Genomic DNA, 23,135 nt, shown 5'->3' with positions numbered 1-23,135 from the left:
CTGAATTGATGAATCAGGCTGCCATTCTACCGCGCCTTGAGCTGGCAGGTCAGGTCCGCCAACTCTTCGTCGAACACCCTGCGGTTCTCGCTGTAGTCCACCGGCACATCCACCAGGTGCACCCCACCCTGGGCCAGCGCCTGCGCCAGGGTCGGGCGCAGGTCGGCCACCCCGGTCACACGGTGGCCATGGGCCCCATAGGCATCGGCGTAGGTGACAAAATCCGGGTTGCTGTAATCCAGGCCAAAATTCTGGAAGCCTTCCTGGGCCTGCTTCCATTTGATCATGCCGTAGGCGCTGTCGTTGATGATCAGCACCACCAGGTTGAGCTTCAGCCGCACCGCGGTTTCCAGCTCCTGGCTGTTCATCATGAAACCGCCGTCGCCGCAGATGGCCATCACCTTCAGGTTCGGCTGCAGCATGGCCGCCATCATGGCGCTGGGCAGGCCGGCGCCCATGGAGGCCAGGGCGTTGTCCAGCAGCACGGTGTTGTTGTCGTAGGCCGGGTAATTGCGGGCAAACCAGAGTTTGTACATGCCGTTGTCCAGGGCGATGATGCCGTCCTCCGGCATCACCCTGCGGACATCGCTGACGATGCGCTGGGGCACCACCGGGAAACGGTCGTCGTCGGCCCGGTCCTGCAGGTGCCGGTCGACCGCGGCCTTGACCTCCATGAACCGGCTGAAATCGTGATTGCCGCAGTGGCCGCAATGCTCGGCCAGGTACTCCACGCTGTTGGCGATGTCGCCCACCACCTCGTGCTGGGGAAAGTACACCGGGTCGACATCGGCGCCGCTGAAATTCACGTGGATGACCTGCTTGCCGCCCGGGCGCATGAAGAAAGGCGGCTTCTCGACCACGTCGTGTCCGACGTTGATCACCAGGTCGGCGTGGTCGATGGCGCAGTGCACGAAGTCGCCGCTAGAGAGGGCGGCGTTGCCCAGGTAGCGGGGGTGACGCTCGTCCACCACGCCCTTGCCCATCTGGGTGGTGAAGAACGGGATGTTGGTGACGTTCACCAGGTGAATCAGCGCCTGGGACACCCGCTTGCGGTTGGCACCGGCGCCAATCATGATCAGCGGGTGCCGGGCCTGGCGCAGCATGTCACAGGCCATCTCCAGGCTTTTTTCGCTGGCGCTGGGCCGGCGGGCATCACTGGGCTCGAAGATGTGGGTGTCCGGGTCCGCGGTTTCCGCGGCGATGTCCTCGGGCAGCTCCAGGTGCACGGCCCCGGGCCGCTCCTCGGAGGCCAACCGGAAGGCTTCGCGAATCTTGGCCGGAATGGTGTTGGCGTTGCTGATCTGCCGGGTGTACTTGGTGAGCGGACGCATCAGGTCCACCACGTCCAGGATCTGGAACAGCCCCTGCTTGGAGGATTTGATCGGCTTCTGGCCGGAGATCATCAGCATCGGCATGCCGCCGAGCTGGGCGTAGGCGGCGGCGGTGACCAGGTTGGTCGCGCCCGGCCCCAGGGTCGACAGGCACACCCCCACCCGGCCGGTCAGCCGCCCGTAGGTGGCGGCCATGAACCCGGCCGCCTGTTCATGGCGGTTGAGTATCAACTCGATGTTGGAGGTACGCAGAGCCTCCAGCAGGTCGAGATTCTCCTCGCCGGGTACCGCGAAGACGTAGCGCACGCCCTCGTTTTCCAGCGCCTGGATGAACAGTTCGGCGCCGGTGCGCCCGCCTGAAGTTGGCTCATTCGCCATTCCTGCCCCCTGTGCCAAAGCCGATGGAGCCGGTCGGGGCCATTAGGCCCCGCCGGAATGCTCTTGCTAGCTTAGTACGTTGTGAATGGCGGACGGATGTTTGCGGCGCCGACCTAGCCGGACAGCGAGCCTTCCGCCTCCAGTGAGCCGGTGGGCACCCGGCCGTCGCCCCAGCTGCGGTGAACGCCCTCGATCACCCGCCGGAGTTCGTCCTCGCCCACATCCGCCGGTTCGCCCCGCTCAAGCGGGTCGAAGTGGTAAATGTAGAGGCGGGAGGTGAACTGCTCGAACGGCAGCGAGGATTCGCCAAACCGCTCGCCATTGCCGGAGGTGCTGACTTTCACATCATCGCCCCAGTTCTGGCCGCTGTCGTTGTTGGGGTTGAAGAAGTACACCCGCATCTGGTTTTCCGGGTCCAGGGCGACCCGCAGCAGGGTGATGGCGTGCCAGCCGATGAAACGGGCGGCGCTGTCGGTGACGGCAATGCCCGCCGGTTGCGGATGGATCAATGGCTGGTTGCCGTTGTAGAAGGGGTGATAGCTGGCGTAGAAGTGGCGGATGAAGCCTTCCAGATCGGCCAGGTTGCCGGTTTCCACGTCCACGTTGATGGCGAAGCCGCGCCCGGCGGACCAGCCGTGGAACTCCGGGTTAACCCAGCGGTGCGGGTCACCTTCACGTTCGGCAACCATGCGGCCCATCTCGGCGTAGATGCGATCCAGATGCGGCACCACCACCAGGGACACCGGGTCCAGGTCCAGGGTCACCTCGGAGGCCACGCCACCCTGACTGCGCGCCGACGACACCGGCTTGCCCTCGAAGTGCATGATGATTTCGTTGTCGCGCGCGGCCCAGGCCACCATCTGCAACAGGTAGTCGGGGTCGTTGTAGGCCCACATGGACAGCGCCCGTGCCGACTGGCAGGTGGGGTTGTTGCCCTGCCCCACTCCCAGAGGCTGGCCCAGCATATTCAGCACCCCCTGGATCAGCCAGGCGGCGGGCTGCGGGTGGTAGCCGTAGGCCAGTTGCAGCCGTTCCCGGGCGTGCGGGCACAGCGACAACCGGGCCTGGCGCCAGAGCGCCGGAGCCACCGGCGGCTGGTACAGAATGCCCCGCTCCAGCAACAGCGCCAGACCGTACAGCCCCTGGGCCGTCTCCGGGTAAATGCCTTCCTGGATCAGGGTATGCACCAGCTCCCGGTAACACAGCAGGCAGTCCCGGCCGGTGCTGGACAGGCCCAGGGCTTCGGTCAGCAGGGTGTCCTGGTCACTCAGGATGAAACGCACGAAGCTGGCGTGGTAAGGCGACACCAGACCGGTGTCGTGCATGGAGCGGGCGAAGCCGGTGGCCTCATTCTGCAGGGCCTGGGCGTCCATGGATTCGAGCCGCTGCTCGTACACCACCACGCCCGGGTCCTCGCTGCAGGCCCGGGTCGGGCCGTAGAGGCTGGAGATCAGCCGATCGGCACCGCGGCCGGCGCCGCCCAGATCCGCCTCGGGATCGGCCCGGCAGATGGCAATCTGGGTGATCATCTTGCGCACGTCGGAGACCTGGATCGGCCGTTGCTGCAGGATGCGCCAGATCTCCTCGATCAGGCTGTCGATCACGTGCTCGTAGCCAATGTGGTGGGCCACGTACTGCACCACCGACTGGCTGATCAGGGCCAGCTTGCCCTGCTCCCGCTCGGCCTCTCCGGTCATGCCAAACAGCAGGCCCAGGTTGATGGCCAGCACCTGGGTCAGATAATGATGGGCCTGCTCCGCCGACACCGACGGATGCAGGTAGTTGCCCCGCGCCACCGCCAGCAGGCGCAGTTCGCTGAACGCCTCGATCACCACGGTGTCGGCGTTCTGGCTCTGCAGCGAGTGGGTGGTCAGCGAGGGTAGAAGAATGGCAGGTTCGGCCCAGTCGGTGCCCAGGTAGACGCCGGCCAGCTCAAGGCGCTCGGCGCGCTCCTCGATGGCCTGGCAGCCGTCCGGTTGCAGCAGCACCCGGCGGGCAATGTCGAACACGCGCGGGAGCTTGCCGGCCTTGGCGAACGGCCGACTCTCCTCCAGTGCCTGGATGGCGTCATCCAGGCGTTGCACCAGCTTGTCGAAGTTGACCGCCGGCGCCGCGCTGCCCGGTTGGTTATCGTTCAAGCGACGTTCCTCAGGGCCTGCACCAAACCCATTTGTGGTTAAGACGTGGCCTGATTATACATAGAAATCCAGTTCCTCCTGATGTTTCAGGAGGTCCCGCATGACGTACGGATCGTCCCCGTAGAAATACACCAGCCCCCAGTGGGTGCCGAATGCGGTGCGCTTGGTGACGGTTTCCTCCAGCGGCGGCGTCAGCTCGTGGGACTCGAAATACTCGTGGTTTTCGGTCTCCTCCGGCACTTCCAGCTTGCTGACCACGCGCCGACGCGGGTACACCCCGAAACAGCCGGCATAGCCCTTGGCGTCCACCACTTCCCGCGGGAAGAAGGCCTTGATCTCCTCCTCGGTGGTTTTCGGGTCGAAGGACAGGATCAGGCCCTGGTAAGCGTTGAAGCCGTAGGCCCGCTCCAGCAGCTCAAACACCTTGAAGCCTGGCGGCCGATAGGCAACCTCGCCAAAGTACATGGTGCTGTCGCTGGTGACGAAGTACTCGGGGTGGACAAACCCGAACTCGATGTCGAAGGTCTTGATCAGCTTCTCGATCTCGCCCCGAATCTGGTCCCGGTACTTCTCCAGGTCCGGCGTCGCCGGCACGAACACCGAGTAACCCAGGGTGACGTACTCGGAAATGTTCAGGAAGGCGATCTTGCCGTTGTGGATCCAGGCTTCGACGGCAAACTCCCAGCCGTCCAGGTGGGACTCCATCAGCACCGGGAATTCTTCGTCGGGGATGGTGTCGACCTCGTCCGGGGTCCGGATGACCCGGTGGCCAAGGCAGCCGGCCTTGTCGAACGCCTTGAGGTGGATGGGATCGTTCGGGTCCCCGTCCAGTTTCAGCAGGGTCTGGTTGACCCGTTTCAAAAAGCGGATGACATCGCCCTTGTCGTGGGCTTCCTCGAAGATGCCGACCCGGATGCCACCCAGCTGGGCCCGGCGCTTCATCAACGCCTTGTCCCGCAACAGCATGGCCTGGCCGAACAGCTTGGGCTTGTCCATCAGCACCGAGTTGATGGCGCCGGCCCATTCCACGGTTTCCTCAAACAGGGGAATCGCGACGTTGACCCCCATGTCCTTCAGGGTCTGGGCAATTTCCACGGAACGGTCGTTCAGACGCTCAAAGTTCCATGGCACATAGGGGATGCTGTGTTCCTTGCAATAAGCCTCGGCCCAGTCGGGCGCGACCACCACATACCGCCGGTCAAATTTGTCGGCCGCCTCAACCGCATTCAGGCTCCAGCCGAGCAGGGCCACGTAGCCCTTTTCCGGATTGTATTTTTGGTCGCTCATAGGCTATCTCCTTTGCATGGGGGTTTACCTTAAACCTATGCGTTTACTCGGAAATCGCAAATCGAGCCGACGTTTTCAGGCCAAAAAGCACTGGGGCCGCAGGTTTGAAAACCAGCGGCCCCAGTGCTTCTGTGCTTTTTATACCGATTAGTAATATCAGCGCAGTTTCAGCGTGGACAGGGTCCGTTCCCGTACGTGGGTCAGCAGTTCCTCGTCCTCGACCAGGGACTGGCCATAGGACGGGACCAGCTCTTTCATCCGCGCCTGCCACTCGGGGGAGGCAAACTTCTCGGGGAAACAGCGCTCGAGCACATCGAGCATCGCGTTGGCCGCGGTCGAGGCCCCGGGCGAGGCGCCCAGCAGGGCGGCCAGGGTGCCGTCCTGGGCGGCGACGATTTCGGTGCCGAATTCGAGCTTGCCGCCACCGCCTTCCACCTGCTTGATGATCTGCACCCGCTGGCCGGCCATCTTCAGTTCCCAGTCCTCTTCACGGGCGTCCGGGAAGAAATTGCGCAGGGAGGCAACCCGGTCGCTGTGGGACTGGAACACCTCGCCGATCAGGTACCGGGTCAGGTCCATGTTGCTCTTGCTCACCGACAGCATCGGGCGCAGGTTGGTGGGCTTGACCGAGCCGAACAGGTCGAACACCGAGCCCTGCTTCAGGAAGCGGGTGGTGAAGCCAGCGAAGGGCCCGAACAGCAGGGCCGGCTCGCCATTGATGATGCGGGTATCCAAGTGCGGCACCGACATGGGCGGCGCACCGATGGGCGCCTTGCCATACACCTTGGCGTGGTGCTGCTCGACGATCTCGGGCTTGCGGCACACCAGCCACTGGCCGCTGACCGGGAAGCCCCCGTAGCCGCGGGCTTCGTCAATGCCGGATTTCTGCAGCATCGGCAGGGCGCCACCGCCGGCTCCCAGGAACACGAACCCGGCTTCCAGCTTGGTCAGCTCGCCGGTCTTCTGGTTGCGGACCCGGACCTTCCAGCGGCCGTTGTCACGCTGGTCGATGTAGTGCACCGGGCTGCTCAGCATCAGCTCGAAGTTAGGCTGGCTCTCCAGGTACTCGACCATGCTGCGGGTCAGGGAACCAAAATCGACGTCGGCGCCGTGCTTGATGCGCGTGGCGGCGACCCGCTGCATCGGATCCCGGTGCTGGACCACCAGCGGCATCCACTGTTCCAGCTCGTCCGGGGACTCGGTGTATTCCATCTCCCGGAACAGGTGATGGGCGCTCAGGCGTTCGAAGCGGCGTTTCAGGAAGGCCACGTCTTTCTCACCCCAGACAAAGCTCTGGTGCGGGGTGCGGTTGATGAAGCTTTCCGGCTCGGGCAGAACGCCCTGCTCCACCAAGTAGGACCAGAACTGCAGCGACACTTCGAACTGGGCGTTGATCTTGAGCGCCCGTTCGATGGCCACGTCCCCGTCGTCGGTTTCCGGCGTGTAGTTCAGTTCGCAATACCCGGCGTGGCCGGTGCCTGCGTTGTTCCATCCGTCGGTGCTTTCATGGGCAACGTGGTCAAGACGCTCCACCATGACGATGTCCAGGGACGGATCCAGCTGCCTGAGCATCATGCCGAGGGTGGCGCTCATGACGCCACCGCCGACCAGCACTACGTCTGCCTGTCTTGCGGCCATTGGTCTATACCCTAACTAGTAGTAAGCCTGTGCGCTCCCCCACGATCAGCAGAAGAGCCTGTCGAAAGCCGGTCAGACGCATGGTTGAAGGCGCCGCCGTGTGCTTCCGGTCTGAATGTGGGCGCAATTATCCCGATTTTCGCCGAAAGAATAAATTGCGAATGTCAATCGTTGCGCCTTTGCTGTGGCGGCTCGCTGATGTTTTGCTGCCGTCACTTGCACTTACGGACAGTGGAGAGTGTCGGGGCAAAAGACTAAACTCCCGCCACAACCGGGCCATTCGTCCGGTGTCTGCCTAATCTGGACGGAACGATCCGATGTCTGCCCTGGAAACTGTGCTGATTGTGCTTGCTGTTCTGGCGCTGCTTGGCGTCATCTTTGAGGATGTCATTCACATCAACAAAGCCAAGATCACGCTGTTCTTTGGCACCCTGAGCTGGATTCTTCTCTTTCTGGCCAGCGATGGTCAGGGTGAAACCGCCGCCATTGCCAGCGGCCTTGCCGAAAGCATTGCCGAAATCGCGGGGCTGTGGCTGTTCCTGGTCGCGGCCATGACCTTCGTCGCTTACCTGAACAAGAAAGGGATGATCGAAAATCTGATCTACCTGGTCATGCCGACCCAGGTGAGCGAACGGAAGCTGTTATTTCTGACCGGACTTTTCTGCTTCATTTTCTCCTCTTTGGCAGACAATATCACCGCGACGTTAGTCTCATGCTCGCTCATCCTGTCACTCGATCTGGAGCTGAAAAAACGCCTTCAGTTCGTCACCCTGGTCGTCTTCGCGGTGAACTCCGGCGGCGTCTCGCTGATCACCGGCGACGTCACTACCCTCATGATTTTCCTGGCGGATAAGGTGGAAATCCTGACCCTGCTGACCCTCGCTGTGCCGGCCTCGATCACCGTCTTTGTGCTCGCCGTGCTGCTGTCCCGGGGCCTGACCGGCACCGTGGTCCTGACCGCCCGTAAGAACGAGATCCGCCCGGTGGATACGGTGATCGGCCTGCTGTTTTTGTTAACAATCCTGAGCACCATCGCCGGCAATGCCCTGTTCGGCATTCCCCCGGTGCTGACCTTCCTGTTCGGGCTGTCGATCATGTTCCTGGTATCCCGGTTCATGAGCGACGACTCGGACCTGGACCCGATTCTCGAATACATCCGTATCATCGAATTCGATACTCTGCTGTTTTTCCTGGGCATTCTGTTGCTGGTGGGCATGCTCAAGGAAATCCAGGCGCTGCAGTCGCTGGTGGCCATCTACGATGTGCTGCCGCCGCTGTACGCCAACTATCTGATGGGGATCTTCTCGGCGGTGATCGACAACGTGCCGCTGACCGCCGCCCTGCTCAAGGCCGGCATCACCATGAGCCCGGGTGAATGGATGGGGCTGACCTACGCGGTCGGCGTCGGCGGCTCGCTGCTGATCATCGGCTCGGCCGCCGGGATCGTGGCCATGAGCAAGATCCCGGGGCTGACCTTCGGCGCCTACATGCGGTATCTTGCCCACCTTTTGACGGCCTACACCCTGGGTTACGCCGGTGTGTTCATGCTCGGACGGTTCATCAACTGAGGTTTTTCTATGCTAATGGCAATGGGCGCAATCGTCGCCGGTCTGGTTCTGCTGGTCTGGAGCGCGGACAAGTTTGTGGAAGGGGCCGCGGCCACCGCCAAGCACCTGGGCATGCCCACACTGCTGATCGGCATGGTGATCATCGGTTTCGGTACCTCCGCGCCGGAACTGGCGGTGTCCGCCATGGCGGCCGCCGACGGCAACCCGGGCCTGGCCCTCGGTAACGGTTACGGCTCCAACATCACCAACATTGCGCTGATTGTCGGCCTGACCGCGGTGATCGCGCCCATCGCGGTGCACTCCCAGGTTATCCGCAAGGAACTGCCGCTGCTGATGGTACTGACCCTGATTGCTGGCGCCCAACTGATCGACGGCCAACTGACCCGACTGGACGGCGCCGTGCTGCTGGCGGTGTTCGCCGGGGTCATGGGCTGGTCGATCTACCAGGGTCTGCAGGGCAAGGATGACTCCCTGGGCGGCGAGGCCGACGCCGAAGTGATTGCTCACCCCATGCCTCTGAAAACCGCGTTGATCTGGGTGGCGGTTGGCCTGGTGCTGCTGGTGATCAGCTCCCGGCTGCTGGTCTGGGGTTCGGTGACCATCGCCCAGGCCCTGGGCGTCAGCGACCTGATCATCGGGTTGACCATCGTCGCCATCGGCACCTCGCTGCCGGAACTGGCGTCCGCCCTGGCCGCGGTCAAGAAGAACGAACACGACCTGATCCTCGGCAACATCCTCGGCTCCGGCCTGTTCAACACCCTGGCGGTGGTCGGCCTGGCCGCCGCCATCGAGCCGCTCAAGGTCGACCCGGAAGTGCTGTACCGGGACTGGACCCTGATGCTGGCGCTGACCGTGGGCCTGCTGTTGATGGGCTACGGCATGACCGCCGGGCGCAAGGTCATCAGCCGGCTGGATGGCTCCATCCTGCTGGTCGTGTACATCGCCTACACCGGCTACCTGCTGTCCACGGTAGTGGCCGCCTCCACCGCCTGACCGGGCCAACTCCGGCGACGCCGCGCTACTCGGCTTCGCCGTTCCCCAACAGGGTTTCCAACCGGCCCCGGACGTCGGTCATGACCTGCGCCAGGTCGGCCTTGGTCTTGCCGGCGGTGTCCAGCGGCTCCCCGACCCGTACCTCCACCGGCTGCCCCAGGTTGATCTGCCAGGTGCGCGCCGGCAGCACCCGGTGAATGCCACGCACCGCCACCGGCACAATCACCGCCTCGGTATCCAGGGCCAGGTGAAAGCAGCCCTTCTTGAACGGCAGCAGCTTGCCATCGGGCGAGCGGGTTCCCTCCGGCGCGGCCCAGAGCACGATGCCGCTTTCCATCATGGCGCGGGCGCGCTCCAGGTCCTTCACCGCTCGTTGGCGATGGGACCGGTCCACCGACGGGAATTCCGCCGCGCGCATGGCCTGCCCCAGCAGCGGGATACTGAACAGCTCCTTTTTCGCCAGCATGCGGATGGAGCCGGGCAAGGACACAAAGGTGACCGGAATGTCGTAGTGGCTGGCGTGGGTGCACATGATGATGTACCGGCGGCCGTCGCTGAAGTCCGGCACCGCGCCGCGCACCGCCAGGCTGGCCCGCACCAACCGCAGCAGGGCTGCCGACCACTCCCGACAGTACTTGTCCACAATGGGCCGATCGAGCTTGCCAAACAACGCCCGCAACAGAATCAGCAGCGAATACAGCGCGGTCAGGCCCACGCTGCCCAGCACCACCCCGGCACGCCGCAGCAGGGTCGCGGATTCGGTCAGCGGGTTCATTTTCAGTCGGATCATCGGGTCAGCACCGTCGGTCGGAAATGGCCGGTGGCCCATCGGGTTGAGGGCCGGCGTTCAGCGGCGCAGTATAGTCGCTAATCCAGGGAGGGGTTAATGCGCCAAATGGCGGAGAAAAGGGCCGATCTGGCAATAAAAAACGGGGCATTGGCCCCGTTTTTTATTAGCTGTTTTCCTGGAACACCATGGCGATGGAGTTCAGGCAGTAGCGCTTGCCGGTGGGCGGCGGACCGTCCGGGAAAACGTGGCCCAGATGGCTGTCGCAGCGAGGGCAGCGGATCTCGGTCCGGGTCATGCCCAGGCTGCTGTCTTCCAGGTACCGGATGTGCTCCGGATCGTAGGGCTGGAAGAAGCTCGGCCAGCCGGTGCCGGAATCGAACTTGGAGTCCGAACTGAACAGCGGCAGGTCGCACAGGCGGCAGTGATAGGCGCCGGCCAGTTTATTGTCCAGCAGGGTGCCGCAGAACGGGTGCTCGGTACCGTGGTCCAGCAGGACCTTCCGCTCCTCCGGCGTCAGATCGGCGGCTTTCTCGTCAATCTCCGCCTGCGTTAGCGGTGTCAGGTCGTAACCTGCAGCAGAAACGCTCATGGAATGCCTCCTCAGGCCTCGTTGTCGTCGGCTGCGCCGGAAGGGTCATCGGCGTATTCCGGCTTCAGCCGATCGCTGTAGTTTTTCACCAGTTTTTCCATTTTCGGCGCTGCAACCGCCATGATGTATGGCTGATACGGATTCCGGGCGGCGAAGTTCTGGTGGTAATCCTCGGCCCGGTAAAACGCCTCCAGCGGTTCCAGCGTCGTCACGATCGGATCGGGGTAGACACCCGCGGCGTCGAGCTGACGCATGTAAGCCTCGGCCACCTGTTTCTGTTCCGGCGTCTCGTAGAAGACGGCGGAACGGTACTGGGTGCCCCGATCGTTACCCTGGCGGTTGAGCTGGGTCGGATCGTGAGCGACCGAGAAGAATACCTTAAGCAGCTCGCCAAAACTGACTTTTGCCGGCTGGTAGTGGATATCCACTACCTCGGCGTGGCCGGTGGTGCCACTGCAGGTGGCCTCGTAGTTGGCGGTGTCGGCACTGCCGCCGGAATAGCCGGCTTCCACCTTGGTGACACCGTCCATGGCGCTGAACACCGCCTCCACGCACCAGAAGCAGCCGCCCGCCAGTACCAGCCGGGCCTCATCGCCGCTCTGGGGCAGGTCCTGCTCGGGGTCGGGGAAGCGGCTGCGGGGCACGTTCAGCCCGGGAATATCGCACGATGTGGCCATGATGTCCTCGTCGATCGGAATGGGTGTGGTTGCGTCGTTTTATGCTTCAGATTGTGGCTGGTACGACCGGCTTTTGCCAATGGCCCAGTCCGCCGGGGCGAACATGAACATTGCTCCCGGGCGGTTGCATACCCTGCCAGCGGGACCATACTGAAACACAGGGTTGCCACTTTGCGATGTGACAGTGGCCCGTTCGGCATATCAAGGACAGAGACATGACGGCAAGGGCTCGCACACCCAAGAATCAGGATGAGCTCCTGGAATACCGGCTGAGCCTGCGGCTGGGCCCGGTTCATGCCCGCCAGCGTCTGGGCATTGAGCGGGAATACGAGGCCCAGGTGTTCGGCCAGGATCGCGCCTCCTTTCACCTGGAGAACGTGACCTCGGCTCCGGCGTTCATCCGCGTCTGCCTGCAACTGGTGGGCCTGTTCCGGCGCGGCCAGGCGAACAGCCGCCGCCTCAGCCTGGCCCACAACCAGTTTCGCCTGCCGGACCTGCCCGCGGCGTTCGAGGGCTATCGAATCCTGCATTTGACCGACCTGCACGTGGACATGGACGAGGCCAACCTGCAGGCGGTGATTGCTCTGATCGAATCCCTGGACTACGACCTGTGCGTGCTCACCGGCGACTACCGCAAGCTGACCTGGGGGCCACTCGACGGCGCCCTGGACGGCATGGCCCGGCTGCGGGACGCGATCCGGGGCCAGGCCTGTGCGGTGCTGGGCAACCACGACAGCGTGCGCATGGTGCCGGGCCTGGAGGACATGGGCTACACCCTGTTGATGAACGAGATGATCCCGATCGAGCATCAGGGCGACACCCTTTACCTGGCCGGAGTCGACGACGCCCATTTCTACAAGGTGCACAACCTGCAGCGGGCCGGGGACGACATTCCCGCCAGCGGCATCAGCATCCTGCTCAGCCACACCCCGGAAATCTGGCGCGAAGCCGCCCACGCCGGCTACGACCTGTTCCTGTGCGGCCATACCCACGGCGGCCAGATCTGCCTGCCCGGCGGCATTCCGGTGACCCTGGATTCGGACTGTCCGCGCCGCCTGGGCCGGGGTTACTGGCAGGCCAACGGCATGCAGGGCTACACCTCGCCGGGGGCCGGCACCTCGGTGGTCAATGTCCGGTTGAACTGCCCGCCGGAAGTGACCCTGCACACCCTGACCCGCGGCCCCGCCTGACCCCGCGCAGGCATCGATTCAATGGGGATGGCGGCGGATACCCAGCCGGAACAGCAGCGGTGACACCAGGATGTTGGCCAGGGTGAACAGCACCACGACCAGGGCCGCGCCCCACCAGCTGATCGGCAACCAGAACACCGCCAGCACCATCGGCAAGGCGCTCTCCGGCACCTGGTCCAGGCCCACAGCGCGGGCGCTCGAGGGCATGCCGAGGCGGCGTTTGTAGAAACTGCTGAGCAGATCGCCCCAGAGCGCCAGCACCCCGAACAGCACGCCGAACACCAGTCCCAGGCCGATCGCCGCCGAAAACAGCGCGCAACTCAGCGCCCCGATTGTCAGGCCCCGCCAGGTTTTGCTCGGGCCCAGAACCGGGCGTCCGTCGGACCAGAGCCGGCCACCGTCCACCGGCGTGCGCCACCGGCGTTTCAGCAGGCGTGCCGCCACCACGGGCATGCCGTTGGCGAGCACCAGCATCACGAACAACACCCCTGCCAGCAGCAGCTGGTCAATCTCCCTGTGCATCAAGCTCCCTTTTCATGGTGGTCGTGGGGCTGTTTGGGTAATGCCTCTTTATCAGGTGATGTCTCTTTTTTATCAGGTGATGCCTCCGCGCGTCAGCTTCAGCGGGTTCATCAACTGCTCCAGCCGGCCGCGGCTGAGGCCGCTGCGCTCCTCCGCCACGTCGATCACCGGGCGCCCGGTGCGATAGGCTTCCTTGGCAATGTCGGCGGCCAGGCTGTATCCGATTTCCGGGTTCAGGGCGGTCACCAGCACCGGGTTACGGCCGACCCCGGCGTCCAGGGTGTCGGTGTTGACGGTGAAATCGCGGATCGCCTTCTCCGCCATCACGTTGGCGGCATTGGTCAGCAGCTCGATCATGTCCAGCAGATTGGCCGCCACCAGCGGCAGCATCACGTTGAGCTGGAAGTTGCCCGACTGGCCGGCGATGGCCACCGCGCTGTCCAGGCCCATGACCTGGGCGCCGACCATGGCGACCGACTCCGGGATCACCGGATTGACCTTGCCCGGCATGATGCTGCTGCCCGGTTGCAGGGCCGGCAGGCTGATCTCGGCCAGGCCGTGGATCGGGCCGCTGTTCATCCAGCGCAGGTCGTTGGCGATCTTGGTCAGGACAATGGCCGTGCCGCGCAGCTGGGACGACAGCGCCACCGGGGCGTCCACCGCACTCTGGCCGACAAATTTGTGCTCCAGCGCGGTGAAATGGTAGCCGGTGTTGGCTTTCAGGAATTTGACGAACTGTTCGGCGAATTCCGGCGCTGCGTTCACCCCGGTGCCCACGGCCGTACCGCCCTGCGGTACCGGCAGCAGGCCATCGGCGGCGGCGTCCACCCGCTCCTCGGCGGCCATCAGCTGTTCACGCCAGGTCCGCAGCTCCTGGCCCAGGGTCACCGGCATGGCGTCCATCAAGTGGGTACGACCGGTTTTGACCTGCTCGTGGAACAGCGACTCCCGCTCGTAGATCACCCCGGCCAGGTGGGTCAGGGCCGGAACCAGCCGTTCCTTCACCGCCAGCGTCGCGCTGACGTGGATGGCGGTCGGGATCACGTCGTTGGAGCTCTGGCTCATGTTGACGTCATCGTTGGGGTGGATTTTCACGCCCCGCTGGCCAGCGATGGCGGCGATGACCTCGTTCAGGTTCATGTTGGTGCTGGTGCCCGAGCCGGTCTGGTAGCGGTCGATGGGGAACTGGTCGGCAAACTCACCGTCGATCAGGGCGTCGCAGGCGGCGACAATGGCGTCGCGCCGGTCGTTGTCGAGCAGGCCCAAGCTGCTGTTGGCTTCCGCCGCTGCCCGCTTGACCTGCGCCACCGCCACGATGAAGGCGTGGGGCATGGCCAGACCGCTGACCGGGAAATTGTTGATGGCGCGTTGGGTCTGGGCTCCCCAAAGCGCGTCCGCCGGTACCTGCACCTCACCCAGGCTGTCTGTTTCCGTTCGATAGTCGCTCATGGTCCCTCCTGTCTGTCGCGTTTTACCCGGTGATGCCAGCCCCTACGGCCGGCGCTGCACTTTGTATCAGCCGAGTATCAACCGTCGTTGGAGCGAAGCCGGACATGATCGTAGACCCCGGTCACCTGCGCAAAGTCCAGAATCAGGGTGTGTACGGTGCGGGTGTAGGTGTCGTGCAGGTGGAACTTGAACCGGTGCTGTTTGTCGCCCTGAAGGTAGGCGTCGTATTCCCGCATCAGTTCGCGCACGTCGCCGCCTTCGTTCTTGGTCCAGGTCGCGTTGAACGGTCCCAGAACGGCGCCGCCGGCCAGGCAAACGGTCACTTCGTGGTTGGTCAGTCCGGATTCAGCGTTGCTCATGGGGTGGGTCCTCCTTTCCTCGGCACTGATGAGGTAAGTGTAGACCCTGGCGGCAAGGGCGAGAGGGATCAGTCGGCCGACTGAAGCAGACTGGTCAGCAGGGCTCGCAGGCGGTTGGGTTTGACCGGTTTGTTTAGCAGCGGCAGGTTCAGCTCTCGCATCCGTTGGCGGGTCTCGTCGCCGCGATCGGCGGTAATCACCGCCGCCGGCACCTCCCGCCCCAGGGCTTGCCGGATTTCAGCGATGGCCTGGCAGCCGGTCAGGTCATGATCGAGGTGGAAATCGGCCAGGATCACCTGCGGCGCGGCGCCATCGGCCAACAGGGTCAGCGCCTCCTCGGCACTGCCGGCCGCCAGGACCTGACAACCCCAGCCCTCCAGCAGCATGGCCATGCTCTCCAGCACCGCCGGCTCATTGTCAATGACCAGCACCTGGGCATCGGCGAAATCCCCGGCCGCCGCGGCCACGGGGTTGGGTGCCGGATCGCGGATCAGTTTGGCCTCGGACTCCGGTGGCAGGGTGATCTCAAACCGCGACCCTCGACCGGGGCGGGAAGACACCCCGATCTCACACCCCAGGATGCGCACCATGCGGTCGACGATCGCCAGCCCCAGGCCCACACCCTGGCGCCCACCGGTGCCCTGGGGCAGCAACTGGTGAAACTCGGTGAAGATCTCCTCGAGCTTGCTTTCCTCGATGCCGACGCCGGTGTCCCAGACCTGGATCTGGAAGCTGCCCCGGTACCGGCGCACCGCCAGCACCACCCCGCCGGACTGGGTGTAGCGGAAGGCGTTGCTGAGCAGGTTGCGCACCACCCGGGTCAGCATGCGCGGGTCGGTGCGCACGGTCACGGGAATCAGCCGCAATCGGAAGGCCAGGCCGGCGTTGGCCGCCACCGCCTCAAACTCCTCACCCAGACCCTGCAACAGTGCCCGCAGGTCGATGGCCACCCGCTCCGGCTGCACCACCTGCTGGTCCAGCTTGGAGATGTCCAGCAGGTCCGACAGCAGCTCTTCGGCCCCTTCCAGGGCCCGGTGCACCTGATGCACGACCCGGTTCTGCCGCTCCGGCAACTGACTGTCCTGCAGCGACGAGATCATCAGCCGGGCCGCGCTCAGGGGCTGCATCAGGTCGTGACTGGCCGCGGCCAGGTACTTGTCCTTGCTGCGATTGGCGTCCCGCAGGGCTTCGGTGCGTTCCTCAACCCGGCGCTCCAGGTCCTGGTTCAACTGCTCCAGTTTCTGCCGGGCCTGGACCCGCTCGGTGATGTCGGCCACGAACGCCTCGACCACTTCCGGGCCCAGGTCCGGGCGGCGCAGCAGGGTCACCGCCACGTGCACCGGGGTGTGATCGGCGCGCTGGAAGGTGGTCTCGCGGGCGCGCAGGCTACCCTCGTCGAGCAGTTCCTGGCGAATGTGATCGAACTCCGCGGCCTTGCAGAACAGCTGTTCCCGCAGCCGGATCACCGTCTCGGTGAGCTGCTCCGGGCTGTCGTAGCCGCAGATTCGGGCCATGGCCGGATTGCAGGCCAGGAAGCCGCCGCGCATGTTGGCCTGGAAGATGCCGTGCAGAGCGTTCTCGAACAGCCACTTGTAGCGGTTGCGTTCCTGTTCGAGCTCGTCGATGCGGTCCTGCAGGGCCGGGTAATAGTTCTTGCGGACCGACTGGCTGCCCAGCCCGAGCAGATCGCCGACGCCGTAACCGGTGTCCGGTCGGTCAGAGCGCTTCTTCATACACGACCTGGACGTCCCGCAAGGAGGATTTGCGCGGGTTGGTGAGGATGCACGGGTCCTTCAAAGCAAAACCTGAAAGGTAGGGAATGTCGGTGACGCTGACGCCGAGCTGGGCCAGCCGCGCCTCGAGTCCCACCCGTTTTTTCAGTTCGATGATCCGCGCCATCAGCCGCTTCTGGATGTCCCGGTGGCCCATGCCCCGAGTGTCGATGTCCATGGCCTCCGCCACCAGGCGGAAACGGTCCTCGGCCGAGGTGTAGTTGTACGCCACCACGTGCTCCAGCAGCAGCGCGTTGCACAGGCCATGGGGCAGGTCCAGGTAGCCGCCCAGGCTGTGGGACATGGCGTGCACGGCCCCGAGGATGGCGTTGGAGAAGGCCAAGCCGGCCTGCATCGACGCCAGCATGATTTGCTCGCGCAGGTAGGCATCGGCGGTGTTGCTAACCAGCGGTTCGAGGTTGCGGTTGATCAGCCGGATGGCTTCCAGGGCGTGGGTGTCGGTCAGGGGCCCGGCGCCGGTGGAGACAAAGGCCTCGATCGCATGCACCAGGGCGTCGACCCCGGTGCACGCGGTCAGGTAGGCGTCCATGGTCTCGGTCACTTCCGGGTCGATCAGGGAAACATCCGGTACCACCGCCTTGCTGATGATGGAGAACTTGAAGCGGCGAATGGGGTCGGAAATGATCGCAAACTGGGACACGTCGGCGGAGGTGCCGGCGGTGGTCGGAATCAGGATCAGGGGCGGTGGTGGGTTGGTGATGGTGTCCACGCCCTCGAACTCCAGGATGCTGCGGCCGTGGGTCGCGACAATCCCGATGCCCTTGGCACAGTCCATGGGGCTGCCGCCGCCGATGGCGACGATCACGTCGCACTCGCTGGACTTGTAGAGCTCGGCCCCGGTCATCACCTCGTCCACCTTCGGATTGGGCGAGACCCCGGTGAACACCGTGACGCGGATACCGGCCTCGGTCAGCAGCGTCTGCACTTCGTTGACCCAGCCGGCCGCGGTCACGCCCGGGTCGGACACCAGCAGCACATGGCGGGCGCCGAAATTGCTGGCGAAGTTGGCGACCGAACGGCGCGAGCCGGCCCCGAACACGATCTCCGGTGAAACGAACTTGCGCAGGGCCGTAATGTCGTGACTCATGCAGGCTATTCTCTATGGCTTGTTGTTATAGGAATAACCGACAGTCTAACTCAAGTTTTCGGCCCGTTCATTGGCCTTTAGGCCAGTGCTCCGGTAAAAACTGTACAGCCATTCCAGCATGTTGGCCTGGTTGCGGCGCCGGCGAAATCCGTGGCCCTCGTCTTCGAACCAGTGCAGTTCCGGCGGGTGCCCGGCGGCGGTCATGGAGGCCACCATGGCACGGGTCTGGGCCGGCACCACCACCCGGTCCAGGCCGCCCTGGAAGAAGATCACCGGGGCCCGGATGCGACCGGCGTGATGCAGCGGCGTGCGGGCGTGCCAGCGCTCGGCGTGCAGGCAGGAATCCCCCAGCAACCAGTCCAGGTAGCCGGACTCGAACCGGTGCGTCATCCGTTTCAGGTTCAGGGGGTCGGTGACCCCGAAAATACTGGCCCCGCCCCGAAAGCAGTCGTCGTCCACCAGGGTCATGAGCGCGGTGTAGCCGCCGGAGCTGCGGCCCTGGATGTACAGCCGGCGCTCGTCGGCGCGGCCCTGGGCCACCAGGTAGGCGGCGGCACGGCGCATGTCCTGAACGTCGAGCTCGCCCCAGCCACCGGCCAGGGCCAGCCGGAACCGGCGACCGAACCCACTGCTGCCGCGGTAGTTGACCTCGGCCACGGCGAAGCCCCGCTGGCACCAGTACTGCACCTGCGGGTTGTACACCGGATAGGCCGCCGACGTCGGCCCGCCATGGGCCACCAGGATCAACGGCGGTGCCGTGAAGACCGGTTCCATCGGGGCGTAGAGAAAACCCTGGACGGGGACATCGTCACCGTCCTGTGCTGGCAGCACAAAGGTTTCCGGAAGCGCCAGCTCCCGGCCCGGCAACGGCGCCTCGCCGCCGACCAGCACCCGAACCTCACCGGTTCCCGGTTCCACCTCGATGATGGCGTCCAGCCGATCGGGCGAGCGCGCCACGCAGCACAGGCGACCGTACCGGGCACACAGGGAGCGAAAATCGCTGAAGTCCGAGGCCACCCGTCTCTCATCGCCGGCGGCGTCAATCAGCCACAACTCGCCGGTGCCCTGGTGGTAGCGCACCCGGGCCCAGCGCCCATCCGGCAGCGCACAATGGTGGCACTCGCCGAGTTGCCAGGGGGCATTGGCGTGGTCCAGGTCCGGGGCGGGCAACCGGTGCCAGACCAACTCCCGACCCTGGCTCTGGATCTGCCAGGGCTGCCACCAGCCGTCGTGGTCGGACAGCAGCCACAGGGCGTCGCCCCGGAACAGCGGCTGCTGCACCGAGCCCTCCACCGGCGGCCGGCAGCAGCGCAGATTGCGCAGGCGCCCGGCCCGGTCCAGCTCCCCGACCCAGAGTCTGCTGCTGAGCCAGGGCATCGCCGGCAGTTGCCAGCTGATCCAGGCAATCTGCCAACCGTCGGCTGACAGCACCGGCGCGCCGTAGAAATCCTCGCCCTCGTGCAGGCAGACCCACTGGCCATCGTCGCCCACGGCCACCAGCTGCTGAACGCCGTCCGCCTCACGCACCGCCAACACCCGGTTGCGGGCGTGGTCCGCCGCCAGCCCGCCCCAGGCGCATTCGGCTGCCGGCACCAGGACGCGGCCACCCGCCTGCCCCAGCGCCACCGACACCAGCGCCTGTTCGTCGGTCACCGCCACCACTCGGTCGTCCAGGGCCGCCAGGGAGCCACCGCCGTAACCATTGATCCGGCTCCCCAGGGTGTGGCCCTCGAGCAGGCTGCCCTGCTCTCCGGTCTCGGTGCGAAACTTCAGGACCTTGCCCTGCTCGCCGGGCGCTTCCTCGAGCCAGAACAGGCCGGTTTCGGAGGCCACCAGTTCGGTGCGCTGGGCGTGGCCGGCGCAAACCTCGTAGGCGCTGAGCCGGGTGGCGGCCGGGGTATCCGGCAACCGGCGGGAAGATTCAGCTACGGAAAAACAGTCGGGAGTTCTGTACATTGCGGTACACCAAGTCTTCCAGCCCGGCCGTGGCGTGGTCAGCAGCACGGCGTGCGGCGAGAATTCGGTCGTGATGGGGGGATTTACCACACACCGGGTCGGCGTTGTCGGCATTGCCGGTGAGCAGGTAAGCCTGGCATCGGCAACCGCCGAAATCCTTGCCTTTTTCGTCGCAGGAGCGACAGGGTTCGGGCATCCAGCTATCGCCCCGGTAGTGGTTGAACCCCGGACTGTCGTACCAGATCTCCCGCAGGCTGGTGCTCTGCACCTGGGGGAAATCGATGGGCAGCAGCCGGGCGCTGTGACAGGGCAGCGCGGTGCCGTCCGGGGCCACGGTCAGGAACAGGCTGCCCCAGCCGTTCATGCAGGCCTTGGGCCGCTCCTCGTAGTAGTCGGGGGTGACAAAGATCAGCTGCATGGCCGACCCGGCGGCCTGCAGTCGAGTCCGGGCCTCGTTGACCTCGGCCTCGGCCCGAGTCAGCTGGGCCAGGGACGGCATCAGCCCTTCCCGGTTCTTGAAGGCCCAGCCGTAGTACTGGCAGGTGGCCAGCTCGACGTAGTCCGCGCCCAGGCGCTCGCACAGGTCGATGATGTCAACCATCTGGTGGATGTTGTGCCGGTGGATGACAAAGTTGAGCACCATCGGGTACCCGGCCGCCTTGACCGCCTCGGCCATGGCCAGCTTCTGCTCGAACGCCTTGCGGGAGCCGGCAACGGCGTTGTTCAGTTCCGGGTCGGAGGCCTGGAAGCTGACCTGGATATGGTCCAGGCCGGCGTCGGCAAAGGCGTCGACCTTGGCGTCGGTCAGGCCCAGGCCGGAGGTGATCAGGTTGGTGTAGTAACCCAGCTTGCGGGCCTCGGCAATCAGCTCCGGCAGGTCCGGCCGCACCAGCGGTTCGCCCCCGGAAAAGCCCAGTTGCGCTGCCCCCAGCTCGCGCCCCTGGCGCAACACGCTGAGCCACTGCTCGGTGCTCAGTTCCTGTTCGCCGTTGGCAAAGTCCAGGGGGTTGGAGCAGTAGGGGCACTGCAGCGGGCACCGATAGGTCAGCTCCGCCAGCAACCAGAGCGGCGGTCCCACCACGGCTTTGCCCTCGGCCGCGCCGGTCATAGCCACTCGATCCAGTGCCGCTGGGCGGCGTCGTTGAGAAATTCGCGCACGTCGGCGTCCAGGCTCGGCACGTCCGGAAACTGCCGTTGCAGGTCGGCGATGATGGTCTCGACGTCTCGCTGTCCGTCCACCTCACCGAGGATGGCACCAGCGCTGCCGTTCAGTTTGACCATGCCTTCCGGGTACAGCAGCACGTGGGCCTGCTGGGCCGGCTCCCACTGAAACCGGAAGCCACGGCGGAGACGGGGTGTCTGTGTCATACCGGCCTCGCTCACAGCCCGCGGTGCCACACCGGCTGATCGGTGACGGTGTGATACGGGGGGGTTTGATGCATGTAAGCCATAGTCAGCGCATCCAACATAGACCATAGGATATCCAACTTGAACTGGAGGATTTCGAGCGCCCGGCGTTGCTCGGCCGCGGTGACAAAGTGGTCGAGGGTGATGGTCAGGCCATGCTCGACATCCCGGCGCGCTTCCGACAGGCGCTTGCGGAAATAGCTGTAACCGGCCGGCTCGATCCAGGGGTAATGCTGGGGCCAGCTGTCCAGTCGGGATTGGTGAATCTCCGGGGCAAAAAGTTCGGTCAGGGACGAGCAGGCCGCCTCCTGCCAGCTCGCCCGGCGGGCGAAGTTGCGGTAGGCGTCGACCGCAAACCGGACCCCCGGCAGCACGTGGCGCTGGTCGATCACCTCCTCCCGGGTCAGCCCCACCGCCTCGGCCAGACACAGCCAGGCCTCGATGCCGCCGGCATCGCCGTCGTGGCCATCGTGGTCGAGGATGCGCTGCAGCCACAGCCGTCGCACCGAGGCGTCCGGGCAGTTGGCCATGATCGCGGCGTCCTTCTGGGGAATCTGGATCTGGTAGTAATAGCGGTTCGCCACCCAGCCACGAATCTGCTCGGGCGTGCACTGCCCGCCGTACATGGCTTTATGGTAGGGGTGATGAATGTGGTAATAGCGGCCCTTGTCGCGCAGGGCCCGCTCGAAATCCTGCCGGTTCAGAACGGTGTTGGCCTTGGCGTTCATGGTGCCTCCGACAGGTCGAGGTGCATGCCGTCCCAGGCCACCTCAATGCCGTGGCGCTCAAGTTCCGCGCGCTCCGGTGAGTCCTGGTCCAGGATCGGATTGGTGTTGTTGATGTGAATCAGGATCTTGCGGCTGGCGGTCAGGGAGTCCAGCAGCTCGATCATGCCGCCGGGGCCGGCCTGGGCCAGGTGCCCCATGGCCTGTCCGGTCTTGCTGCCCACTTCCTGGCGAATCATTTCGTCGTCGTGCCAGACGGTGCCGTCCACCAGCAAAATGTCGGCCCGGGCCATCCAGTTGCGGATGCGCTCGTCCGGCTGGCCCAGACCCGGGGCGTACAGCACGGTGGTGCCGGTGCGCCGGTCGCGCAGGAACAGGCCGATGTTATCGCCCGGGTGCGGATTGTCCCGGCGCGGTGAATAGGGCGGCGCGTTGCTCAGCAGCGGGATGGCGGTGAGTTCGATGGACGGCGCGCAGGGAATGGTGAACGCCTGCTGTTCCGAGGCATCGATCGCACGCCAGTTCAGGCCACCGTTCCAGTGCCGGAGCATGGCAAACAGCGGAAACCCGGCGCTCAGGTCGTCGTGCACCTGCCGGGTACACCAGACGTCGATCGGCAACCCCTCGCGCAGGGACAGCAAACCGGTGGTGTGATCCACCTGGCTGTCCATCAACAGGATGGCATTGATGCCGGTATCCCGCAGGGACCGGCCTGGCTGCATGGCGGGAAAGGCCGCCAACTGGGCGCGGATGTCCGGAGAGGCGTTGATCAGGATCCAGTGTTCGCCGTCTTCGCTGATGGCGAGGGAAGACTGGGTGCGGGCCTGCGCATTCAGGGATCCGTTCCGGAACCCGGCGCAGTTGTGACAGTTGCAGTTCCACTGGGGGAACCCTCCGCCGGCGGCGGAGCCAAGCACATGTATCTGCATGGCAGTAGTCCGGAGGCAGCGAGGCCGGCGCACGGGCACCGGCCGCCCTGCCCTCAGCGGTTGGCGAAGTACATGGTCACTTCAAAACCGATCCGCAGGTCTTCGTAGGCTGGTTTGGTCCACATAATGCTCACCTCTTGTCATGATTGTTAGCGCATTGCGTGTAGGCATCGGCAATCCCGATTACACCATTTCATCCTAGCGACGGAGGCATAGTGCCCATATGGTACTTTAGAACCGTTTTACGCCCCCACAAAGTAGCAGCGCCCTGGCTCCGAGGTCGAATTGAGACCTGACACCCAGGCCGTAGCATGGAACAACCACAATAA

At 64.7% G+C, this 23,135-nt stretch carries 21 protein-coding genes; 3 read left to right on the top strand and 18 right to left on the bottom strand.

Features of this window, described 5'->3' with window-relative positions; all coding sequences use genetic code 11:
- Positions 1 to 26: 26 nt before the first annotated feature.
- The 4 genes from U5822_RS08725 to mqo all read right to left on the bottom strand — a co-directional run bounded on the left by U5822_RS08725 (position 27) and on the right by mqo (position 6,772).
- On the bottom strand, positions 27 to 1,709 hold the full coding sequence (locus tag U5822_RS08725; RefSeq protein WP_322855238.1) for an acetolactate synthase large subunit: 1,683 nt from the start codon (positions 1,707 to 1,709) through the stop codon (positions 27 to 29).
- Between the two features lie 113 nt (positions 1,710 to 1,822).
- Positions 1,823 to 3,847 carry a hypothetical protein gene (locus U5822_RS08720; RefSeq protein ID WP_322855237.1) on the bottom strand — a complete coding sequence of 675 codons (2,025 nt, stop codon included), beginning with the start codon at positions 3,845 to 3,847 and terminating at the stop codon, positions 1,823 to 1,825.
- A gap of 54 nt (positions 3,848 to 3,901) precedes the next feature.
- The gene (locus U5822_RS08715; protein WP_322855236.1) at positions 3,902 to 5,134 is read right to left on the bottom strand and encodes an ATP-grasp domain-containing protein; all 1,233 of its coding nucleotides are present in this window, start codon (positions 5,132 to 5,134) and stop codon (positions 3,902 to 3,904) included.
- Positions 5,135 to 5,290: 156 nt separating this feature from the next.
- Positions 5,291 to 6,772, bottom strand: coding sequence for a malate dehydrogenase (quinone) (gene mqo / locus U5822_RS08710; RefSeq protein ID WP_322855235.1), 1,482 nt, complete (start codon positions 6,770 to 6,772; stop codon positions 5,291 to 5,293).
- A gap of 317 nt (positions 6,773 to 7,089) precedes the next feature.
- Here mqo and nhaD point away from each other — a divergent pair, with 317 nt between their 5' ends.
- Complete coding sequence (gene nhaD, locus U5822_RS08705) at positions 7,090 to 8,340, top strand: sodium:proton antiporter NhaD (protein WP_322855234.1); 1,251 nt, start codon at positions 7,090 to 7,092, stop codon at positions 8,338 to 8,340.
- A 9-nt stretch (positions 8,341 to 8,349) separates the two neighbouring features.
- Positions 8,350 to 9,333 (top strand): calcium/sodium antiporter, encoded by a 984-nt coding sequence (locus tag U5822_RS08700; protein ID WP_322855233.1) that lies wholly within the window; start codon positions 8,350 to 8,352, stop codon positions 9,331 to 9,333.
- Between the two features lie 25 nt (positions 9,334 to 9,358).
- Here U5822_RS08700 and U5822_RS08695 read toward each other — a convergent pair whose 3' ends face one another.
- The 3 genes from U5822_RS08695 to msrA form a co-directional block, all read right to left on the bottom strand.
- Positions 9,359 to 10,123, bottom strand: coding sequence for a lysophospholipid acyltransferase family protein (locus tag U5822_RS08695; RefSeq protein WP_322855232.1), 765 nt, complete (start codon positions 10,121 to 10,123; stop codon positions 9,359 to 9,361).
- 163 nt (positions 10,124 to 10,286) lie between these two features.
- Positions 10,287 to 10,712, bottom strand: a complete 426-nt coding sequence (gene msrB / locus U5822_RS08690; protein WP_322855231.1) for a peptide-methionine (R)-S-oxide reductase MsrB — start codon at positions 10,710 to 10,712, stop codon at positions 10,287 to 10,289.
- Between the two features lie 11 nt (positions 10,713 to 10,723).
- A complete protein-coding gene (gene msrA, locus U5822_RS08685) occupies positions 10,724 to 11,389 on the bottom strand; it encodes a peptide-methionine (S)-S-oxide reductase MsrA (RefSeq protein ID WP_322855230.1) in 666 nt (221 codons plus the stop codon).
- Between the two features lie 215 nt (positions 11,390 to 11,604).
- On the opposite strand from msrA, the gene U5822_RS08680 reads away from it, so the two are divergent.
- Positions 11,605 to 12,579: a metallophosphoesterase gene (locus tag U5822_RS08680; protein WP_322855229.1), complete on the top strand. Its 975-nt coding sequence runs from the start codon at positions 11,605 to 11,607 to the stop codon at positions 12,577 to 12,579.
- An 18-nt stretch (positions 12,580 to 12,597) separates the two neighbouring features.
- On the opposite strand, the gene U5822_RS08675 is transcribed toward U5822_RS08680, so the two are convergent.
- The 11 genes from U5822_RS08675 to pqqA form a co-directional block, all read right to left on the bottom strand.
- Entirely contained in the window at positions 12,598 to 13,101 is a 504-nt protein-coding gene (locus tag U5822_RS08675) for a CDP-archaeol synthase (RefSeq protein ID WP_322855228.1), read from the bottom strand.
- 72 nt (positions 13,102 to 13,173) lie between these two features.
- Complete coding sequence (locus U5822_RS08670; protein ID WP_322855227.1) at positions 13,174 to 14,550, bottom strand: class II fumarate hydratase; 1,377 nt, start codon at positions 14,548 to 14,550, stop codon at positions 13,174 to 13,176.
- 77 nt (positions 14,551 to 14,627) lie between these two features.
- Positions 14,628 to 14,909: a hypothetical protein gene (locus U5822_RS08665; RefSeq protein ID WP_322855226.1), complete on the bottom strand. Its 282-nt coding sequence runs from the start codon at positions 14,907 to 14,909 to the stop codon at positions 14,628 to 14,630.
- Between the two features lie 68 nt (positions 14,910 to 14,977).
- Complete coding sequence (locus U5822_RS08660; RefSeq protein ID WP_322855225.1) at positions 14,978 to 16,642, bottom strand: hybrid sensor histidine kinase/response regulator; 1,665 nt, start codon at positions 16,640 to 16,642, stop codon at positions 14,978 to 14,980.
- Complete coding sequence (gene ercA, locus U5822_RS08655; RefSeq protein ID WP_322855224.1) at positions 16,626 to 17,789, bottom strand: alcohol dehydrogenase-like regulatory protein ErcA; 1,164 nt, start codon at positions 17,787 to 17,789, stop codon at positions 16,626 to 16,628. The genes U5822_RS08660 and ercA overlap by 17 nt, the downstream gene beginning before the upstream one ends.
- A 45-nt stretch (positions 17,790 to 17,834) precedes the next feature.
- Positions 17,835 to 19,745 carry a S9 family peptidase gene (locus U5822_RS08650; protein WP_322855223.1) on the bottom strand — a complete coding sequence of 637 codons (1,911 nt, stop codon included), beginning with the start codon at positions 19,743 to 19,745 and terminating at the stop codon, positions 17,835 to 17,837.
- Entirely contained in the window at positions 19,711 to 20,853 is a 1,143-nt protein-coding gene (pqqE, locus tag U5822_RS08645; RefSeq protein ID WP_322855222.1) for a pyrroloquinoline quinone biosynthesis protein PqqE, read from the bottom strand. The genes U5822_RS08650 and pqqE overlap by 35 nt, the downstream gene beginning before the upstream one ends.
- Positions 20,850 to 21,128, bottom strand: coding sequence for a pyrroloquinoline quinone biosynthesis peptide chaperone PqqD (pqqD, locus tag U5822_RS08640; RefSeq protein WP_375170996.1), 279 nt, complete (start codon positions 21,126 to 21,128; stop codon positions 20,850 to 20,852). The genes pqqE and pqqD overlap by 4 nt, the downstream gene beginning before the upstream one ends.
- Positions 21,125 to 21,880 carry a pyrroloquinoline-quinone synthase PqqC gene (gene pqqC / locus U5822_RS08635; protein WP_322855220.1) on the bottom strand — a complete coding sequence of 252 codons (756 nt, stop codon included), beginning with the start codon at positions 21,878 to 21,880 and terminating at the stop codon, positions 21,125 to 21,127. Before pqqC ends, pqqD begins: the two co-directional genes overlap by 4 nt.
- Positions 21,877 to 22,806: a pyrroloquinoline quinone biosynthesis protein PqqB gene (pqqB, locus tag U5822_RS08630; RefSeq protein ID WP_322855219.1), complete on the bottom strand. Its 930-nt coding sequence runs from the start codon at positions 22,804 to 22,806 to the stop codon at positions 21,877 to 21,879. The genes pqqC and pqqB overlap by 4 nt, the downstream gene beginning before the upstream one ends.
- A 53-nt stretch (positions 22,807 to 22,859) precedes the next feature.
- On the bottom strand, positions 22,860 to 22,931 hold the full coding sequence (gene pqqA, locus U5822_RS08625; protein ID WP_007153157.1) for a pyrroloquinoline quinone precursor peptide PqqA: 72 nt from the start codon (positions 22,929 to 22,931) through the stop codon (positions 22,860 to 22,862).
- Between the last annotated feature and the right edge of the window lie 204 nt (positions 22,932 to 23,135).

The organism is Marinobacter qingdaonensis, from assembly GCF_034555935.1.
GTDB lineage: Bacteria > Pseudomonadota > Gammaproteobacteria > Pseudomonadales > Oleiphilaceae > Marinobacter > Marinobacter qingdaonensis.
This window is presented reverse-complemented; position numbering and strand designations above follow the sequence as displayed.

Excerpts from the sequence above, each read along its gene's own strand:
- msrA (WP_322855230.1), bottom strand. The coding sequence starts at position 11,389 with ATGGCCACATCGTGCGATATTCCCGGGCTGAACGTGCCCCGCAGCCGC.
- U5822_RS08715 (WP_322855236.1), bottom strand. The coding sequence starts at position 5,134 with ATGAGCGACCAAAAATACAATCCGGAAAAGGGCTACGTGGCCCTGCTC.
- U5822_RS08670 (WP_322855227.1), bottom strand. The coding sequence starts at position 14,550 with ATGAGCGACTATCGAACGGAAACAGACAGCCTGGGTGAGGTGCAGGTA.
- U5822_RS08725 (WP_322855238.1), bottom strand. The coding sequence starts at position 1,709 with ATGGCGAATGAGCCAACTTCAGGCGGGCGCACCGGCGCCGAACTGTTC.
- mqo (WP_322855235.1), bottom strand. The coding sequence starts at position 6,772 with ATGGCCGCAAGACAGGCAGACGTAGTGCTGGTCGGCGGTGGCGTCATG.
- pqqE (WP_322855222.1), bottom strand. The coding sequence starts at position 20,853 with ATGACCGGCGCGGCCGAGGGCAAAGCCGTGGTGGGACCGCCGCTCTGG.
- U5822_RS08675 (WP_322855228.1), bottom strand. The coding sequence starts at position 13,101 with ATGCACAGGGAGATTGACCAGCTGCTGCTGGCAGGGGTGTTGTTCGTG.
- U5822_RS08700 (WP_322855233.1), top strand. The coding sequence starts at position 8,350 with ATGCTAATGGCAATGGGCGCAATCGTCGCCGGTCTGGTTCTGCTGGTC.
- ercA (WP_322855224.1), bottom strand. The coding sequence starts at position 17,789 with ATGAGTCACGACATTACGGCCCTGCGCAAGTTCGTTTCACCGGAGATC.
- U5822_RS08695 (WP_322855232.1), bottom strand. The coding sequence starts at position 10,123 with ATGATCCGACTGAAAATGAACCCGCTGACCGAATCCGCGACCCTGCTG.
- U5822_RS08680 (WP_322855229.1), top strand. The coding sequence starts at position 11,605 with ATGACGGCAAGGGCTCGCACACCCAAGAATCAGGATGAGCTCCTGGAA.
- pqqB (WP_322855219.1), bottom strand. The coding sequence starts at position 22,806 with ATGCAGATACATGTGCTTGGCTCCGCCGCCGGCGGAGGGTTCCCCCAG.
- U5822_RS08650 (WP_322855223.1), bottom strand. The coding sequence starts at position 19,745 with ATGTACAGAACTCCCGACTGTTTTTCCGTAGCTGAATCTTCCCGCCGG.
- U5822_RS08660 (WP_322855225.1), bottom strand. The coding sequence starts at position 16,642 with ATGAAGAAGCGCTCTGACCGACCGGACACCGGTTACGGCGTCGGCGAT.
- U5822_RS08665 (WP_322855226.1), bottom strand. The coding sequence starts at position 14,909 with ATGAGCAACGCTGAATCCGGACTGACCAACCACGAAGTGACCGTTTGC.
- nhaD (WP_322855234.1), top strand. The coding sequence starts at position 7,090 with ATGTCTGCCCTGGAAACTGTGCTGATTGTGCTTGCTGTTCTGGCGCTG.
- pqqC (WP_322855220.1), bottom strand. The coding sequence starts at position 21,880 with ATGAACGCCAAGGCCAACACCGTTCTGAACCGGCAGGATTTCGAGCGG.
- msrB (WP_322855231.1), bottom strand. The coding sequence starts at position 10,712 with ATGAGCGTTTCTGCTGCAGGTTACGACCTGACACCGCTAACGCAGGCG.